At 53.9% G+C, this 16,817-nt stretch carries 13 protein-coding genes; 3 read left to right on the top strand and 10 right to left on the bottom strand.

Annotated features, from left to right (window positions below; all coding sequences use genetic code 11):
• Positions 1–30: 30 nt before the first annotated feature.
• From A6X21_RS23615 to A6X21_RS04540, 5 genes are all read right to left on the bottom strand, one after another.
• Entirely contained in the window at positions 31–1,296 is a 1,266-nt protein-coding gene (locus A6X21_RS23615) for a DUF420 domain-containing protein (RefSeq protein ID WP_165603678.1), read from the bottom strand.
• Between the two features lie 158 nt (positions 1,297–1,454).
• The gene (locus A6X21_RS04560) at positions 1,455–2,282 is read right to left on the bottom strand and encodes an ABC transporter permease (protein ID WP_068846298.1); all 828 of its coding nucleotides are present in this window, start codon (positions 2,280–2,282) and stop codon (positions 1,455–1,457) included.
• A gap of 193 nt (positions 2,283–2,475) precedes the next feature.
• Positions 2,476–4,128: an RNA polymerase sigma factor RpoD gene (gene rpoD, locus A6X21_RS25365; RefSeq protein ID WP_068846297.1), complete on the bottom strand. Its 1,653-nt coding sequence runs from the start codon at positions 4,126–4,128 to the stop codon at positions 2,476–2,478.
• A 672-nt stretch (positions 4,129–4,800) separates the two neighbouring features.
• Positions 4,801–6,834: a DNA primase gene (gene dnaG / locus A6X21_RS04545; RefSeq protein WP_083233399.1), complete on the bottom strand. Its 2,034-nt coding sequence runs from the start codon at positions 6,832–6,834 to the stop codon at positions 4,801–4,803.
• A gap of 118 nt (positions 6,835–6,952) precedes the next feature.
• Positions 6,953–7,210: a hypothetical protein gene (locus A6X21_RS04540; RefSeq protein WP_068846294.1), complete on the bottom strand. Its 258-nt coding sequence runs from the start codon at positions 7,208–7,210 to the stop codon at positions 6,953–6,955.
• Positions 7,211–8,126: 916 nt separating this feature from the next.
• On the opposite strand from A6X21_RS04540, the gene A6X21_RS04535 reads away from it, so the two are divergent.
• Positions 8,127–9,899, top strand: coding sequence for a HEAT repeat domain-containing protein (locus A6X21_RS04535; protein ID WP_068846293.1), 1,773 nt, complete (start codon positions 8,127–8,129; stop codon positions 9,897–9,899).
• A gap of 78 nt (positions 9,900–9,977) precedes the next feature.
• On the opposite strand, the gene A6X21_RS04530 is transcribed toward A6X21_RS04535, so the two are convergent.
• Entirely contained in the window at positions 9,978–10,343 is a 366-nt protein-coding gene (locus tag A6X21_RS04530; protein WP_013108493.1) for a PilZ domain-containing protein, read from the bottom strand.
• A 212-nt stretch (positions 10,344–10,555) separates the two neighbouring features.
• Positions 10,556–12,172 carry a hypothetical protein gene (locus A6X21_RS04525; protein ID WP_131818188.1) on the bottom strand — a complete coding sequence of 539 codons (1,617 nt, stop codon included), beginning with the start codon at positions 12,170–12,172 and terminating at the stop codon, positions 10,556–10,558.
• A 575-nt stretch (positions 12,173–12,747) separates the two neighbouring features.
• Between A6X21_RS04525 and A6X21_RS24255 the strand changes: the two genes are divergently transcribed.
• A complete protein-coding gene (locus A6X21_RS24255; RefSeq protein ID WP_131818187.1) occupies positions 12,748–13,056 on the top strand; it encodes a hypothetical protein in 309 nt (102 codons plus the stop codon).
• A gap of 21 nt (positions 13,057–13,077) precedes the next feature.
• Here the strand turns inward: A6X21_RS24255 and A6X21_RS04510 are convergent, their stop codons facing one another.
• The 3 genes from A6X21_RS04510 to murG are packed head-to-tail and all read right to left on the bottom strand — an operon-like array spanning position 13,078 to position 15,526.
• Positions 13,078–13,335, bottom strand: a complete 258-nt coding sequence (locus tag A6X21_RS04510; protein ID WP_068846289.1) for a hypothetical protein — start codon at positions 13,333–13,335, stop codon at positions 13,078–13,080.
• The gene (locus A6X21_RS04505) at positions 13,335–14,393 is read right to left on the bottom strand and encodes an NAD-dependent epimerase/dehydratase family protein (RefSeq protein WP_068846288.1); all 1,059 of its coding nucleotides are present in this window, start codon (positions 14,391–14,393) and stop codon (positions 13,335–13,337) included. Before A6X21_RS04505 ends, A6X21_RS04510 begins: the two co-directional genes overlap by 1 nt.
• Positions 14,393–15,526, bottom strand: a complete 1,134-nt coding sequence (murG, locus tag A6X21_RS04500; protein ID WP_068846287.1) for an undecaprenyldiphospho-muramoylpentapeptide beta-N-acetylglucosaminyltransferase — start codon at positions 15,524–15,526, stop codon at positions 14,393–14,395. The genes A6X21_RS04505 and murG overlap by 1 nt, the downstream gene beginning before the upstream one ends.
• A 408-nt stretch (positions 15,527–15,934) precedes the next feature.
• Here murG and A6X21_RS04495 point away from each other — a divergent pair, with 408 nt between their 5' ends.
• On the top strand, positions 15,935–16,564 hold the full coding sequence (locus tag A6X21_RS04495; RefSeq protein ID WP_068846286.1) for a thioredoxin family protein: 630 nt from the start codon (positions 15,935–15,937) through the stop codon (positions 16,562–16,564).
• The last annotated feature ends 253 nt before the right edge of the window (positions 16,565–16,817 follow it).

Raw genomic sequence — 16,817 nt, 5'->3', positions numbered from 1 at the left:
GCATGCCTTAATTTCTGCACCGTCCTCAACTCAGGCTTGAGGGCCAGGGAAAAAATGATAGAGCATGAAGTAGATCAGCACGCCGGTCACACTCACGTAGAGCCAGATGGGGAACGTAATGACCGCCAGTTGGCGATGGCGTTCCCACTGGCCGCGTAAGGCACGGCTGATGGTAATAACCGCCAGTACGGGGACAAGTGCAGCCAAGGCCACATGGGTCACAAGTATGGCAAAGTAGACCGGGCGGATGATCCCTTCTCCTTGAAATTTCTTGCCGCTGGAACCCGTGTAGGCATGCAAAGCCCAGTGATAGACCAGATAGCAGGCTAAAAACACGACCGATGTCATGAAGGTGGAGAGCATCAACTGGCGATGCATTTCACGCTGACCTCGCCGAATACAGATGTAACCTGTGATGAGTAGCAGAGTCGCGAGGCCATTGAGAGCCGCATTGATGGCAGGCAGCGTTTTGACCCAGCGGGGGAGCAGATCCTCAGGAGGAATGGGACGCACATTACCTGCGAGAACGATCAGTTTCTCCTCGGGTAAAGGCTCTGGTTCGACACCCGTGGCCAGAGTGATGAGATGTCGGCGCAAGACCGCCATTTCAGCAGGATTGGTCGAGTTAAACTTCCCGCGAACGACCCCCTGGGCATCGACCAGCATGACGTTGGTGGTATGTTCAAACTCTTTGCCCAGTTCACGCTGTGGCGAAGTGTCTTCTCCGACCGGCATCAGAAAGTTGGTGGCAATGAGTTTGTGAATCTCATTTTGCGGCCCGGTAAGAAACTGCCAGCGACTCGTATCTGCGCCATACGTTTTGGCATACTCCTTCAACACTTCGGGAGTGTCGCGCGCTGGATCAATGCTCAGAGTGACCAGATTGACATCGTATTTTTTGGTGCGATCGGCAAGTTCCCGCATGGCGCCTGTCACCATGGGGCAGGGTCCCCGGCACTGGGTGAACACGAACGAGATGGCGTAGGGCTTACCCTTCAGTGACTCGTTACTGATCTTCTCACCGTCCTGATTGGTGAACTCAAAAGGTTCGACTCCTTCCGCAGGCCAGATCGCATTTTGACCGGTCAGCGGATCTTTCGGAATCGGCTTCCCGTGCTGATCGACGAGCCCCTCGCTGGGTGCCGTTGTCAGTTGAGATGAATCAATGAGGTTCGGTTTTCCCGGCTCAACCTTGATCAATGTCCCGGATGATTCCTGTGCCAGTGCCAGGGAAGCACCAACTGGGAGGAGAGTCAAGCAGCCAATCACGAGAGCCAGCAGGCTTCCAGAGACCATCCATCTCCTGGAGAGGTCTGACCCAGGGCTGATGATGGGATTGATCACAGATCGGCGGCGATAGGAAATCATCGTTTGCATAAGTTCAACCTGTCATTTTCCCGGCAGAATCATCTGTATTGCAGGTTCACATCGAGACCAATTGAGGTCAGTGATCATCAGCGAACATTTCTGATCGATCTCTGACTGGTTTGCCAACAGGCCACTGTCACACAGAAAAGAGCGAATAAAACAGTCACGAGCAGGCAGGTATTCCAGGATGGCAAATTGATTGCCGACTCGGGACGGAGCAATTGCCTTAAACCAGCGACTCCATAGGTGAGTGGGTTCACAGCGAGAACCCACTTCAGCCAACCTTCCTGAGCGGGAAAAAAGGCACCACTCAACAACCACATGGGCATGAGAAAAACACTCATGATCGCATGAAATCCATGCGTGGAAGTCATCTGCCAGGCAATCATGTAGCCGAGCCCGGTCAGTGCGAAAGCCAGGAGTGTAAGAAAGCCGATCACAGGCAGAATGTTCGAGATGGTCAGGCCCAGCGGGACGGATTCAGTCAGTCCGACCAGAGAGAGCACGGGCCCAATCACGAGAAACAACAGAGCCTGAGAGACAGCCAGGAGGGAACCGCCCAGCAGTTTACCGATCACGATGGCCAGACGAGAAACCGGGGCTGCCAGAACTCCCTGCAAAAATCCCTCACGCCGATCTTCGATGATCGAGATGGTCGAGAAAATGGCTGTGAACAGCACAATCATGACTGCCACACCCGGCAGGAAATAGGCCTGAAATGAAGCGCCGTCATTCGACTGAAATGAACCACGCAGGCCTGCCCCAAAAAGGATCCAGAACAGGATCGGCTGGGCCAGTGCACCAATCAGCCGCGAACGCTGCCTTAAGAAACGAATGACTTCGCGCTGCGCCAGAGTGAAGACAGCCGGCCAGAAAATCGTGCGGGATTGCGGAAGATCCAATGAGGTTGCCATGCGCAAATTGTAGCAACTGGGCGTCTGATTGACTTTCCTGCAAGGCTTCCGAGTTTTGAGAGATTTCCCGTCAGGATTCGATCACTGGCAAAATGGGAGATCACTTCCAACAAAAAGCTCAGGCCACAGAAGGGATCACTTCTGCGGCCTGAGCATCCTCTGAGAATACATTCGAAAGGCTGAAATCGACGCGCTACTTGGCGACGGCAATCATCAGGCCATCGAGGAAACCTTTCAGTTGCTTGCTGCGCACCGGGTGCTGCAATTTGCGAACTGCCTTGGCTTCAATCTGGCGGACACGTTCGCGAGTGACTTTGAAAATGCGGCCCACTTCTTCGAGAGTGTAGGTGTAGCCATCGCCCAGGCCGTAACGCAACTTGATGATTTCCCGCTCGCGGTAAGTGAGCGTCTTGAGGACGTTATCAATTTTGTCCTTGAGCATTTCCTGTGTGGCAGCCATCACCGGGCTTTCGGTGTTGTCGTCTTCGATGAAATCACCGAAGTAGCTGTCTTCGCTTTCGCCCACAGGACGATCCAGCGAAATCGGATGACGCGAAATCTTCATGACGCGGCGAGTCTCTTCGAGAGAAACACCAGCGGCTTCGGCAGTTTCTTCGAGGGTCGGTTCGCGGCCCATCTCCTGGAGCAGCTTTTTGGCCACTTTACGGAGCTTGGACATTGTTTCGATCATATGAACAGGAATACGAATCGTACGGGCCTGATCGGCAATCGCACGGGTAATCGCCTGCCTGATCCACCATGTCGCGTAAGTACTGAACTTGTAACCCCGGCGATACTCGTACTTATCGACGGCACGCATCAGGCCAGTATTCCCTTCCTGAATGAGATCGAGGAAGGAGAGACCACGATTGCGGTACTTCTTGGCAATCGAAACCACGAGTCGCAGGTTACCACCCGAGAGATCACGCATGGCCTGTTCGTATTTGGCAAAGCGTTCGCGAACTCGCTCGACCCGCTGACGAAGTCCCTCGGGTGTTTCGAGCGTCATCATCATCAGATCGTGCAATTCCTTGTGGATATTGGCACGTTCATCACGGGCACTTTTCAGGTGCTTGAGGCTGTCAATCTGACGCTGCAGGTCGCACATCCGGCGGGAGATCTGCTCCAGCCGTTTCATCGTAGGTTGCAGACGCTGAGTTCGCAGGCTGAGTTCTTCAATCAGCTTGACCATCTTGCGGCGACGCTTGAGGTGCTGCTTTTCGGCTTCTTTTCGCTCTTCGGAAGAGGCATTGGCATCGATCGATTTCTCGAAGTCGCCAATTGCCTGCTTACGGAGGTTTTCAATCGTCTTCAGGTTGTGAGGCATGCGCCCCAGAATCTGATTCTTTTCTTTGGATTCGGTCACACTGACTTTGATTGTGCGATCGAAAGGCAATTCTCCGCTGTTGACCTTCGAGAGGGTATCGAATGCCATCTTGAGTGCGTAATCGCATTCCAGAAGCTCTTCGCGAAACTGATTGCGAGTCACTTCGATGGTTTTGGCGAGAGAGATTTCCTTCTCGCGAGTCAGCAGGGGAATCTCGCCCATCTGCGTGAGATACATTCTCACGGGATCGTCGATCTTCTTCGACTTTTCTTCGACGACAACTTCCTTGCCGTTCTTGGCACGAGTCCGCGGCTTCTTCTTCTCCTCGACAATCATCCCCACCTGGTCATCGGTGACGATCTTGAGACCTTCCTCCCAGATCGACCCCAGCAACTCGTCGAGCTTCTCCGGATTCATTGCTTCATCCGGAAGATAGTCGTTGATCTGTGAATACGTCAGAAAGCCCTGCTTTTTCCCACGAACAATTAACTCATGCAGGCCTTGATCAAGTCGATGCACAGAATTCTCCTCAACTGGTCATGATTCGGGACAAACCCGAATGTTATTTCCAACTTGTGATGCTGAATGACAAACTCTGGAGGTTTTGGCTCACTCCAGAGAATTCCCAATTCCACATCATGTGTCATGGATGCCCGACAAACCCGTAACCAACACGATCAAGCGACTTGTCCAACGATTTCTGGAACAAAAGCCACATGCATGCTGCTCAATGTCTGTTTTGCCGAACATCCCCCTCAGACATGACCCATCCCTGGAAAATCGCACCGTGCGTTCATCACACGGTCAAATCAAACGAAATCCTGAAGCTGCAACAGGTTCAATCAATACAAAACATCAGTTTTTACTGTGAATAGTTCCGTGAGGATCGAAGCCTGTCGTAAGTGGACTGACAGAAAATCTTATGCGAGGCCAACCGGATCTCTCTATCTATTGCTTGAGAAAGACAGATCGTTTCATGTCAGCGAATTATGAATCCTCCCTTTCGCACTGTCGGATCGAGTTGAATTGAACTTCTGAATTATGATCTTCACTTTTCCGTCTGTTCGGAAGTTGCAAGCAGTTCTGATGTTGCAAGTTCTGCAAATTGGTAATTCCTGTTGCAAAACGGGTTCAAGTGCGGCACTTCCTGATCTCGGTTTTTTCTTCCAAAAATCTCATATCCCAAAAATTCTACGCCCCGGAAGGGGATTCGTGGGGATTGTTCTGCATGCCCCCGGCTCGTTTTCGATGAATAAGCATCGCCTGTGCCAAAACATCTTTTGCTGATGGATTCAATTTCGCCCCAGCCTCACCACGTTCCATACGACGGGCTTTATGCATATTCAGTTCTCTGCGGAGCACCAATCGGTCTGTCAACTGGCTCAGCAAGTGCCGTCGAACTTCTGGGTCGGCCACAGAACCCGCTGAACCTGGCTGACCTGCCCAGTTTTCCAGCTCGCTAGTGGACGCTGTCACTCCGGCCGATTCTTGGAGGCTCAGCAATTCAGCGGCACTGAGATGGCTTTCTCCCAGCCACGCCAGAAGTCCCTTGAGGGCTGGCGATTCGGTTTGTGCCAACAAAAGTTCAAACGACGGTAACTGTCCATGTTCGACCACATCGAGGCACACACACCACAGATGCCTGAATGCAGGGTGATGGAAGTCGTCGGAACCAACTCGCTGGCTTACCCATAGAAAATCATCCGGTGATTGGAGCAACAGGCGGAAGAACTCGCTTTCCAGCAGATCGTCTCCGGCGGTCGATCTCTGAAGCGAATTGACCTGCTCCTGAAGCGGTCTTTCGTCGTCAATGATCGATGATTCGGCTGGATCAACTTTTCGGGGAGGCTGAGAAACATTCTTGAAGCGCTGTTCGCCGCGCAGGTCGCGTAATCGCTTCTGCAGGAGCGATTCACTCAATCCCAGCCGGGAAGTGAGCCGGGAAAGCAGATTTCTCTCACGGACAGAACCCGCTAGCCCTGGCGAAAGCGCCATGGTTTCCAACAGTTCATCCGTCACACGCTGCCGCGCGTCGACACTCCCCGTCCCAAACCTTTCGATTGATCGGCGGAGCTTGAACTCCAATGCCTCGGGAGCTTCCTGAATCGCCTCTTCGAGAGCCGCCAAGCCCTTCGCTTCGAGATATTCGTCAGGGTCAAGACCTTCCGGAAGCGTCAAGATCCGTAAATCGACATCTTGAGCCAGAAATCGAGGCAACGAACGTTCGGCAGCATTCAACCCGGCCGTATCACCGTCATAAATCAACACAAATTTTCGGGCTAAACGCTTCAATACCTGGACATGATTTTCAGTGAGTGCTGTTCCTAATGTCGCCACAGCATTTTTCAGCCCATGTTGATGGGCTTTGATGCAATCCATGTAGCCTTCTGTGACCACGACAGTCTCTGTGCGGCGAATCGCTTCCCGTGCCTGATCGAGCCCATAACAGAGCCGACTTTTGGAGAAGAGCGGGCTTTCCGGGCTGTTCCAATACTTGGGAGCATCTTCCTTTACGGGCCGACCGGGAATAATCCGGCCGCCAAATGCCACTGGTCGGCTGCGTTCATCACAAATCGGAAAGAGCAGCCTGTCGACAAAAAAGTCGTAATGACCGGGGCCGTTATCTCGAGCCCCCACCAGGCGCACAACAGCGAGAGAATCCACGGAAAAGCGACCGCGAGCCCGCTCCTGCAGCCAGTGCCAGTCATCGGGGTGATAGCCGAGTGCGAACTGCTCGACGATCTCGGGCTTGAGCTGCCTTGATGCCAGATATTCTCTGGCCGGTGCCCCCAGCGCAGAGCCCTTTAAACATTGCTGGAACTCCCGGGATGCCCATGCCAGAACTTCAAACAGATCACTCTTTTTCGGACCTGAGGATTCCCCAAAGCCGGCTTCGTTTCGACTGCGGCGTGGCAGCTCAATCCCTGCTTTTTCAGCCAGTAAAGTCAATGCTTCCGGAAAACTGAGATTGTCGTGCTTCATCACATATGAGAAGCAGTCTCCCCCTTCGTTGCACACCCAGCAGCGATAGGTCTGCCGTTCTGGATTCACCTGCATGGAAGGATTGTGGTCGTCATGAAACGGACAGAGACACTGAAATGTGCGACCACCTCGGGCCGGCTGGAGAGAAACCGTTTCGCCAATAAGCTGGACAATATCTGTCCGAGCACGCACCTGCTCTTTGATTTCATCCCAGGACACTGTTGGCTGGCCCGCAGAACTCACTCAAATCCATCCCATTAGTTTCATGCAATTGACTGCGGAAAAATCTCAGCCGCTGATTGCCTGAAATTGCCTGCAGAAAACGAAGAGATACCAGGTCATTGTGGGAAATTCCCAATGATCAGTTGGAATCTCGTGATGGCCAAACCAGAGAACTGAAGCGTGCGACTCCATCCGGGCGGCGAGCCGGAACTGGATTCTCTTTCGTGCGGATCGGGATGGGGATCATTTGCGGAAACAGCTTCCGCCAGAGGGCTGCCAACCAGTCGGAGGTCAGGTGCCTCAGGTCGTCTGTAAGACGTTTTCCGATCTGAGGCTGCTGCTGAGATGCCGTGGAGAAATCAGCACAGCAATTCTGAATCCGTCGGAAGTTGGCCATGCGTTGATAATCCGCTGGAGTCGAGCTTAGTCATAAGCCCGACTGAGTTTCATGGCTGACAGCCCCTCACTCCAGTTTCTGAAGTTCTAAATCCAGCTTCAGAACCTGGTCGTCTGGGCATCGTCTTTTCACACCCTTCGCGAGAACTCCATTTCTCTCTCAAAAAACCTTTGGCCAGATTTCAGGAAATGATCCCGTTTCTTGAGTTCACAAGTCCTCCTTCAGGATTGAAGAGGAAATAAATCGCTCAAGAAAAGAAATTTTCTCAAAGCCAGCCCAATCAATACTTTGGAGAGGCACCACCTCATGTTGAGCCTGTCCATCTCCAGACCACTCTTTAAATCGTTTATTCTTCAAAGAGAGGCTGGATCCTTATGTAGGGATGATCGTCGGAAAAACCGCCACGTCAAGTGGACTGAAGTTCACACTCTTTGCTGAAACTTCGTTTGGCAATCCTCGTCTCTATGACGTCAGGGATGATTTTCATCCCTGTGGAAATCCCCCGCCACCCTCAGAATAAAGATCATAAGTTATTTTTTTACAGAGCTTTGTGACGTCCAGCCAGGCTCCGAATCACTCGAAGATGCCCGTCCCTACGAGAAGAACCATGAGCTTCGACTCTCTCGATGTCAACGCCCCCACCGTACTGGACAACTGGTTTTCAGGAATACCCTCAGGCGAGCGAGCTGGCTGGCGGCCAGCCACGAAGCCGCTCTTGCTGATTGACTCCTGAGAATACGTATTTGTTGCTGAAACCGCTGGTTGCCTGTCAGGCGTGGAGCCGTATGATCAAAGCTCAAAGACATCACGGTACCAGACCGCGACTGCACCATGTCATCGCAGGGCCATGAAATCACAGAACGACAGGTTCATATTATCAGTCGAATTCCCACGTTGTATTCCCCAGAGGCGACCAATGGCTGCACCACCTTTTCCACATCTGAAAGCCAGTGGGTGGTGCCCTGTTGTCCTGCAATGGCTGACAGTTGGCTGTTTTCTCATCACGTCTTGCCCTCAGGCGGACTCAGCCGATGAGAAACCGTCCGCGAGGCTGACGATTGAATCTCGCGAAGTTCAGGCAGCGATCAAGCGAGCCAGAACTTTCCTCCAGACAAGTGCTGACGATCAGGCCTCTCTGGCTTTAACGGGCTATGCACTGCTGAAATCGGGTTCGGATCTGAGTGACAAAAAAGTCGCTGAGGCCTTGGCCGATGTTCGTAAACGATGTGGAGGGAATCGCTACCTTCCGGCCTCGCACCATATCTATTCGGCTGCGGTCGATGCCATGCTGCTCGAAGCGGCTGGCGATCTCAGTGATAAACCAAGCTTAAATCTGATTGCTGACTATCTGATTACTCAGCAAAAAGCCCACGGAGGATGGTATTACCCTTCGCAAACCGACATTTATGGCGACACCAGTATTTCGCAATATGGCGTACTAGGACTTTGGGCCGCCTATCGAGCCGGAGTGACGATTCCCACAGAGGCCTGGGAAGGTGCCGCCCGATGGCACCAGCAGACACAAAATGCCGATGGCGGCTCGGGTTATCATCCCACAGCCACAGGTGCGACGGAAACCAAGGCCACCATGACAGCGGCGGCTGGCGGGAGCCTGCAGGTTGTTCGACTGATTCTCTTCGGAAAGACAGCCGCTGGCAAAACTCGTCGCCTCAATGCGTCGATCGGTAAGCGTTTCGGAATTCTCGAACCCGTCAGACCCGAAGCCCCACCAGAAGAAAATCCGGCTGCGGTCGTCGTAAGGCCCACCCGCATCGAAATGTCGGTTCTCGATGCCAGCATTGATAAGAACTTTCGCGCACTCGAACGCCTGGCTCAGCGTGGTATGCCGGCCGACTGGCCCTGTTATTACCTGTATGCAATTGAGCGGTACGCCGCCCTGTCTGCGAAAGAAGAGATTGCCGGTGTTGACTGGTACGATGCCGGTGCCCGCTGGCTGATTCAGAATCAGGCGACCGATGGCTCGTGGCGTGATTCTTCCGGACTTTCGCCAGCCACCAGCCTCTCGCTCCTCTTTCTAGGCAAGGCGACCGAATCACTCTTCAAACGAGAAGGCGCTGCACCCGGTGTCGGCGGTGGTATTCTGGTTGGTGGACGCGATTTGGCCGCACAACTGGTTGATAAACCCAAAGATCCCAAAACGTCGGCCGAACTGGCAGACCAAGCCCTGAAAAGCCTTTCCAAATCACTTTCTGATCAGGATGTGGCCAAGGCTCAGGCCGCAATCGTGGCTCAATTTCAGCTTGGCAATCGCGACGATCTTGTCGGAAAACTTGACCTGCTGAAGCGACTCGTTAAGGACCCTCGCGATGAGATTCGTCGGACGGCCTGCTGGGCCCTTGGAAAAACGGGGGAACTGGAACCTGTCCCACTTCTGATCGAGCGACTTTCCGATGAGAACTCGGATGTGGCACTCGAAGCGAGCCAGGCACTTTGTACCATTGCCAGTGAGCCTGCCGGTATTGCAGGACTGGCCATTGATCCGACCCGGCATACTCTTCGCAGAGCCGAGCGTTCGAATGGGACGCGCTATCGCAGTCCCCGCGAAGAGTGGCAGGAACTCTCCACGAAAGCCTGGCTCGATTGGTACTTAACCCATCGCCCCGCAAGCATGCGGAATGATCGACTCGAAGTCGGGCCACGCGACAGGTTGGTCGTCCCTCCGAACTGAGCAAACCATTGATGCCCGATCAGGTTGACCGAGTTTGATCAAGTTGCCAGTGTTTAATTGACCCGTGAGGCATCGATCTCAATTCTCGACGTCGCTCACTTCGGGTTTACCGAGAAATCGACCGCCACTGATGAACATGCCGTTTTCTACGGGGGTGCACCATTCAATGGCCACGCTATAGGTGTATTCGCGTGTTTCACTGGCCATCTTGAGACGGACATCGCCAGGGTTGAGCGACCCTTTATGCAATAATCCCACACCATAACGACTGATTTCCCGAGTCATTGCTGGAATGAGATTTCCACGCCGGGTGGTAATCTCGGCTGGCACTGCCAGTTCGATCCGCTCCGTGTTGCGAGAGTTCGCGCCATCGAGTTTTTCGAAACTCTCAATGACTGTTTTCAAATCGTGCAAGGTCGGTCGACCCCACGGATCCGTAGCCATCTCTTTCACTCCCTGTATTCATCGAGCCACAATCTGATGTCTCGTTACAAGGAACCTAGCCCACAATTTTCGGTCATGCGTTGCCGAAAAGAGGCTGGTCTCTGAAAAAGGAGTGACAAACCTGCCAGCGGGCCAAAGGCGGTGGTCGGCGTCACCAGATTCATGGCCGGCCAATGACTGGTTTCGTGACCGAACTGATGGCGGGGTAATGATTACCGTTCACCCGGTGCCGACGCATGGGAGGCAGATCCCGAAGTTTCGCTGGATGAGACATGACCGGCAGAGGCGGAATGGCTCGAAACCACCACATTGACGGATCGGCCAGTGCTGCGTGCCAGGCCCCACCCTGCGCCCAGCGCCAGGAGAATTCCCAATACCCAGGGAATCCAGGTCATCAATTGGTTGCTGCGACTTTGACCCGATGCCAATTCGGCACTGTCGGATTTCACCACCAACTGCTCAAACTCACCAATGGCATCGACATTCAGTTTTGAACGCGAGGGTTGCTTTTCATCCTGGCCGCGTACCTCGGGCAGAATTTCTGTTTTCGAAGCTGCCACAGCCTGTGCATGTTCACCCCGAGTATGAATTTCTGTTCCAAGCTGCTCGACTCCCGGAAGATAAAGCGGCTGCAAGGTCGTTTCTGGAACATCATGTTGCACCACATGCGCCGTCACGACAGCCTCGCTCGGTAGGGACGCTTCGGCCACGAGATTCGAGGGACTGTCTTTTGGTACTGAACGTAATGCGCGATTGGCACTCACACTTCCCTGCAGTGCAGGTGGCACAGCGGCCACTTCCTCGGAAGTGTGACCACTGTTTTCGTTTACGACAGATGCACCCTCCGTTGCATCCGCTGGAGCGGTCATCGCATCGGAAGCTGGCTCGACAGCTTTTTGATCGGCAGCCAAATCATTGAGTTTGAGTTCGCCCGCTTCGGGTCTTGAGAGTGCGATCAAATCTTCAATCCGATGCAGCAGATCTTGAGGTCGCTCTTCTGTTGGCGCATATTCCAGACCAGCCCCTTCACTGAGCTCATTGGCCAGGCGGGCAAATCGCTGTGCTGTTTTCAGTTCACCGGCTTCAATCTGACGTCGCGCATGACTGAGTAACGATTCAATGCGTAAGCGGAACTCGTTCAGTTCTGCCAACGATCGTTTGGTGACTGCCTGAGCATCTTCTTCGAGAGTCTCACGGAGCTGACCGATACGGGAAACTTCCTGTGAAGTAGCCTCTTTGGCTTTTTCAAGCCCGTTGGCGAGCTCAAAGGCCTTCGTCCAATCTCCGGGAGTTGCCGAAAGTGGATCAGGAAGAGCCTCTTTAAGTTTTGCTCCCGTGGTTTTGGCGACGGCAGGAGCGTCTGAATTGGATGCGGTCGATGAATCTGTACTGGCAGAACTGGAGGTCAGACTCGTCTGGTGAATCGCAGAGTGTTGGCCTTCCGTCAAAGGACTGCCTGAACCGACCCTGTCGACCGACTTCGTTGATTGACCTGGAGTGATGGCGACTTCGAAGGGGTCTTCGACAGGAGCATCCGCCGCTTGAGCATCCCGTGCTGAAAGGGTCGCCGCTGAGTTGGCAGCAACTGTCGGCTTCTCTTGCTCAATCTTCCGCTCTGTCGATTTGCTGGCAGTCCACGGAGCACTGGGAACATGATCCCAGAGTTTGGCGATGCTGTCGCGCGGATTCTTCGCACAACCACTCGATAAGACTACACACAGGATCAAACCCCAGGCAATCGATCGTCCAGAAGTTAAACGACCACAGCCCAGCTTGGATACCATCTGCTCGTATGCGAAGTTTCGGCTGAACGGTAAACGAATTCTCACCAGGCGCCCTGTCGCTGCATGGCTCCGATTTGAGCGATGTGGGAGCATCTGCGGTGTCACACAAGATCCTTCTTGGGACCAGCGGCCGGATTTGTCGACGACAGCGAGATTGGCGTCAATCAATGTCTCGATCCGTTTCGAGGGAAACCTCAGAAGACATTGAAGACAATCAGGCCTCTTTCACCAGCAATTCTGGAATTCAACACGTTGCATCGTCACTGCAGAAAGAGGTGCTGCATCTTTCCCGCAGTACTGAACGCGAAAGCCTCCAGTTGTTCGGACTGACCCGACATAGACCGGCAGACTTTGCCCCATGACGACTCATCCAGCGTGCGCTCCCGTGGCAGGCAGATTCAGCCGAAGAAACATTTCTTGACGGTTTGCGGGTGAGAAACGATACCGCTCACTCCCGCGTCTGCATCCTGCCCCTGATTTTCCTTCAACTCACTGTCGACCAATCTGGCCATTTTTCTCTCATCACCAACAGAGAGGCAATCGCCCGTGCTCAGTCGGTGATTTCCATCGATCGACGGCACTGCTCAACCCGCCTCTTCCCAAAACTTCAGGTTCGAATCATGAACAATCTTCGCGGATCATTGCCGAGTCGCACAGGCTGGCGTGCCCGTCATGCCCTGCTTCTGGGCTGCACACTGCTCGGGTTGACTCTCGTGGGCTGCACGATGACTGAGATGAAACGGGCACTCTACTATGATCCCGAAGCCAAAGATGAAAACGCGATGAATGGCGTCGAATCGGACAAATGGGGCTTCGTTGGCCAGCAGGGGCGAGGCAGCAAGGCCCTCGAAGATGAGCGTGATCCCCTCAAGAATCTGCTCATGTCCAAAGAAGCCCGAGATATCGAACGCAATCTTGGCTACAAGTAAGCTGGTCGTCCCTGAGTTCAATCAACTCGTGATCCACCAGTGAAGATACCAGTCGAGCAGATCGCCATAAATCGGGCAGAGCCATATCTGCACCTGCAGTGGCACATAAGCACCCAGCCACCAGGCAGATCGCAACTCGAAAATCGCCCCATACCACGACCAGAAAAACGGGCCCAGCGACATCGCATAAGGGATAAATCCCCAGACGAGAAACCCTTCCCACGAACAGCACCACCGCACTGCTCGACGCAGCTTGTCTGACACAAATACGGCGTTCATCAGGCAATCTTCCGCTGAGGTGGTTCTACGAAAGTTTCAACAGGTTCACCGCAAAGATCAGCCACCGCTGCTGGCATCGCCTGTTGAAAATCAATCACGGGCTGATAACCCAGTTCCATCTGAATGCGATGTGAGCTGAAGTCGAGATTTAACCCCAGAAACTTGATTCGCGCACTCGAGAGGAGCGGAGCTTCCTGCTTACCAAGCAGTTTCCAGATGCGCTCCAGCACTTTGGCCAGAACCTTCGCGACAGGCAAAGGAACCACTTTCTTCGGCAAGGGCAAATTTGCACATCGGGCCACGGTTTCGACAAACTCACGCTTGGTGACAAGCCGACCATCCGTCACATGATAAATTCTTCCTGCGGGTGTCGGGTGTTCCAGAACGGCAGCGACTGCGTGCACCAGATTGTGCACCGAAGTGTTATTCATCAGTTTTTCAGGCGAACCCAGATAAGCGAACTGCTTTGTCTTGAGCCTCTCAATGAGTCTTGGCAGAACTGAGCGATCGCCCGGGCCATAGATAAATCCGGGGCGCAGGATCACTGCCGGAAAGTTTCCTTTCTGCGAATAATCGCTGACGAGTTGTTCCGACTCCCGCTTGGTCAATGTGTAACCGTCGATCCCGGAAGTGCTGACCGGGACATCCTCATCGGTTCCATAATGATCTCTGGCCGGGAAGACACCCAACGAGCTGATGTGTACGAATTTCTCAAACGCCGGCTGTCTTCGTGCCGCTTCGATCAGCAGCCGCGTCCCATCGACATTCACCTGGCGATACTCTTCTGTCGGGCCCCAGTCGCCCACTTTGGCCGCACAATGGACAATGAAGTTGACATTCTGAACGGCCTTTTCGAGGCTGACGCCGTCCTCCAGATCTCCTTCGATCAATTCAATCACCGGCATCAAATCGTCCGGGAATAAACCGGCACATGACGAAGGTTTACGAACCAGTCCCCGCACGCGGTAGCCATGTTGAGCGGCCCAGAGCACCACATGCCGACCCACCAGTCCCGTTGTTCCCGTCACCAGCACGACTGGCAAATCCCGTTGATCCATCACGTCGCTTCCTTGAGATGATTTTTGTCGAGTTGAGCGAGTTCCAGCACTTCAGCAGCGATCCGCCGGGCGGCATCCAGCCGGGCCCAGCTCTTCGCTTCTCGCGACATCGCTTCACGATGACGGTAGTCGGTCACCAGAGCGTTCAGAGCTGCCTCAAGCTGCTTTGATGTTTCAATAACATCAGCCGCCTGCTCGACAACCAGTGAGGCCTGCCGCTTGGCAAAACTTTCGGCATTGCGCAATTGATGCCCATCCGACGATTCAGGGTAGGGGACCAGAATTGACGGAATACCCGCACAGGCCAGTTCGGAAAGTGTCGTGGCTCCGGAGCGGGCAATCGCAATCCCGGCTCGGCGGTAAACACTCTGCATGTCCTTGATAAACGCATGCACTTCACAAGGCAACGACCTGCGGGCGTACCGGGCTTTCAGGGCAACTTCCTGCCTTGGCCCCGATTGATGAACTACATCCCAGCCTTCGAGCATCTTGCCATTCTGCTCCAGCATAAGTGCGACGGCTTCATTGAGTCGATCAGCCCCCTGGCTGCCACCGAGAATAACCAGTGTCTTCCGTTCGGGTGTGTAGGCTGCCTCGGCCAGTTGGCAAATTTCAGTGCGTAAGGGATTTCCGGTTACCAGAACTTTGCACGAGCGTGGCAGATAGGCTCTCGTTTCATCGAATGTTACGCAGATGCAATGAGCTTTCGTCGCCATACAGCGAGTCGCACGCCCAGGAATCGTGTTCTGTTCCAGCAGGACATAAGGAATCTTGCGCCGCCGGGCTGCCAGCAGCAGCGGCACACTCGCATAACCGCCCAAACCCACAACTGTGGTGGGCTTGAATTGATCAACAATTTTCAGGGCAGCCCGCCAGGCTGTAAAACTTCGGCTGAGAAACCGCAGTGGCGATTGCCACAGATTGCGCAATGGCTCGGCTGGTAATGTTGTCTGCTCGTAAGGGCTCGTTGCCAGAATTTCACGCTCAAGTGGTCGCTCAGTCCCGGCGAATAAAAATTTCGCCTTCGGGCAGATCTCTTCGATGGCCGCAGCCGTTGCCAGACCGGGAAACAGGTGCCCGCCGGTACCACCACCTGCAAACAGGATCCTGGGTGTACGGCGGGAAGACTTCATCGGCGACCCTCATCCCGCAACGCATCCGGGCGAAAAAGTCTCTGCAAACCTCTGCAGGCGCACGCAGAGCCAGGCCTTTCCTCGGCTGCTGATCTCCTGGGAGACGAAACCCATTCGATCTCTCGAATCGTCGTCAATCCGCAATCGCGTGTTCGCGAAAACTGGTGCATGGCAGAACCCACTCCTTGAGTGTCATCGTTGTACACCTATCGCGGGATTTCGGCAATCAAACCGCCGGTTATGGCGAGATGACCCTGTGAACCAAGGGCAGAGTTCACTTCCTTTTCCGCAAACAATTGAACTTCCTGGTGAATGCCGAATTTCGGGCGAAAAAGAGTCCACTTGCATTAGAATGCAGGTTCTTCGTGACCAGTCTGGCAACCCGCGTCTCAAGGCAAGGAATGATGCATGCGATTCCATTCGATCACCCGGAACATGATTTTCATCGGCCTGTGCCTGGTCTGGCCGGCTCTTCTGGCGGCTGGTGAGTTCAACACGATCCTCAACATTGGCGATCAGGCTCCCGCCTGGAGCCAAATTCCCGGTGCCGACGGCAAGGAGCATTCACTCGCGGATCTGGCAGATCGTAAAGCGGTGGTCCTCGTCTTTACCTGCCTTTCCTGTCCGACGGCCCTTGACTACGAAGAACGCATTGAAAAGCTGCGAAAAGATTATGCGCCCCGAGGAGTCGAAGTGGTCGCTGTCTGTGTGAATCAGGTTCCGCAGGATCGTCTCGAGGCGATCACTCAGCGCGTCCAGAAAAAAGGTTACACGTTCCCTTACCTGTATGATGAAACGCAGAAAATCGCGAAAGATTACGGGGCGATTTTTACTCCCGAGTTTTATGTGCTCGATGGAGAGCGGAAGATCGCTTACATGGGTGCCATGGACGACAAGACCGAAGCAGAAAGTGTCGAAGTCAAATATGTCTCGGCAGCATTGGATGCCATTCTGTCAGGTCAACCAGTCCCCAAGGCCGAAGTGATTGCCCGAGGTTGCCGCATTCGCTACGCCCGCGAACGCCGCGAATCGAAGTAATCTTTGGTGGTGACAGCGCGGGGTGCTTCAATCAACCATTGAACGACTTGTTAATGGGTGGCACGACCCTGAAGGTTTTGCGAAAGGGCGTGGCGTTAGACGCCAAAAGACAAATGGAACGGGGTGATATGGGCATGGTGAGAGTGGCAAGCGAAGACCTATCCAATGAATTCTGGCAGCCGGTGGCTGGTTGAAATTGGCAAAAACCTTCCAGCAAGACATCCCACCCCGCTTCAGCTAGACTCCAGCCACA

This window comes from Planctopirus hydrillae (assembly GCF_001707835.1).
In the GTDB taxonomy this organism is placed as follows: domain Bacteria; phylum Planctomycetota; class Planctomycetia; order Planctomycetales; family Planctomycetaceae; genus Planctopirus; species Planctopirus hydrillae.
This window is presented reverse-complemented; position numbering and strand designations above follow the sequence as displayed.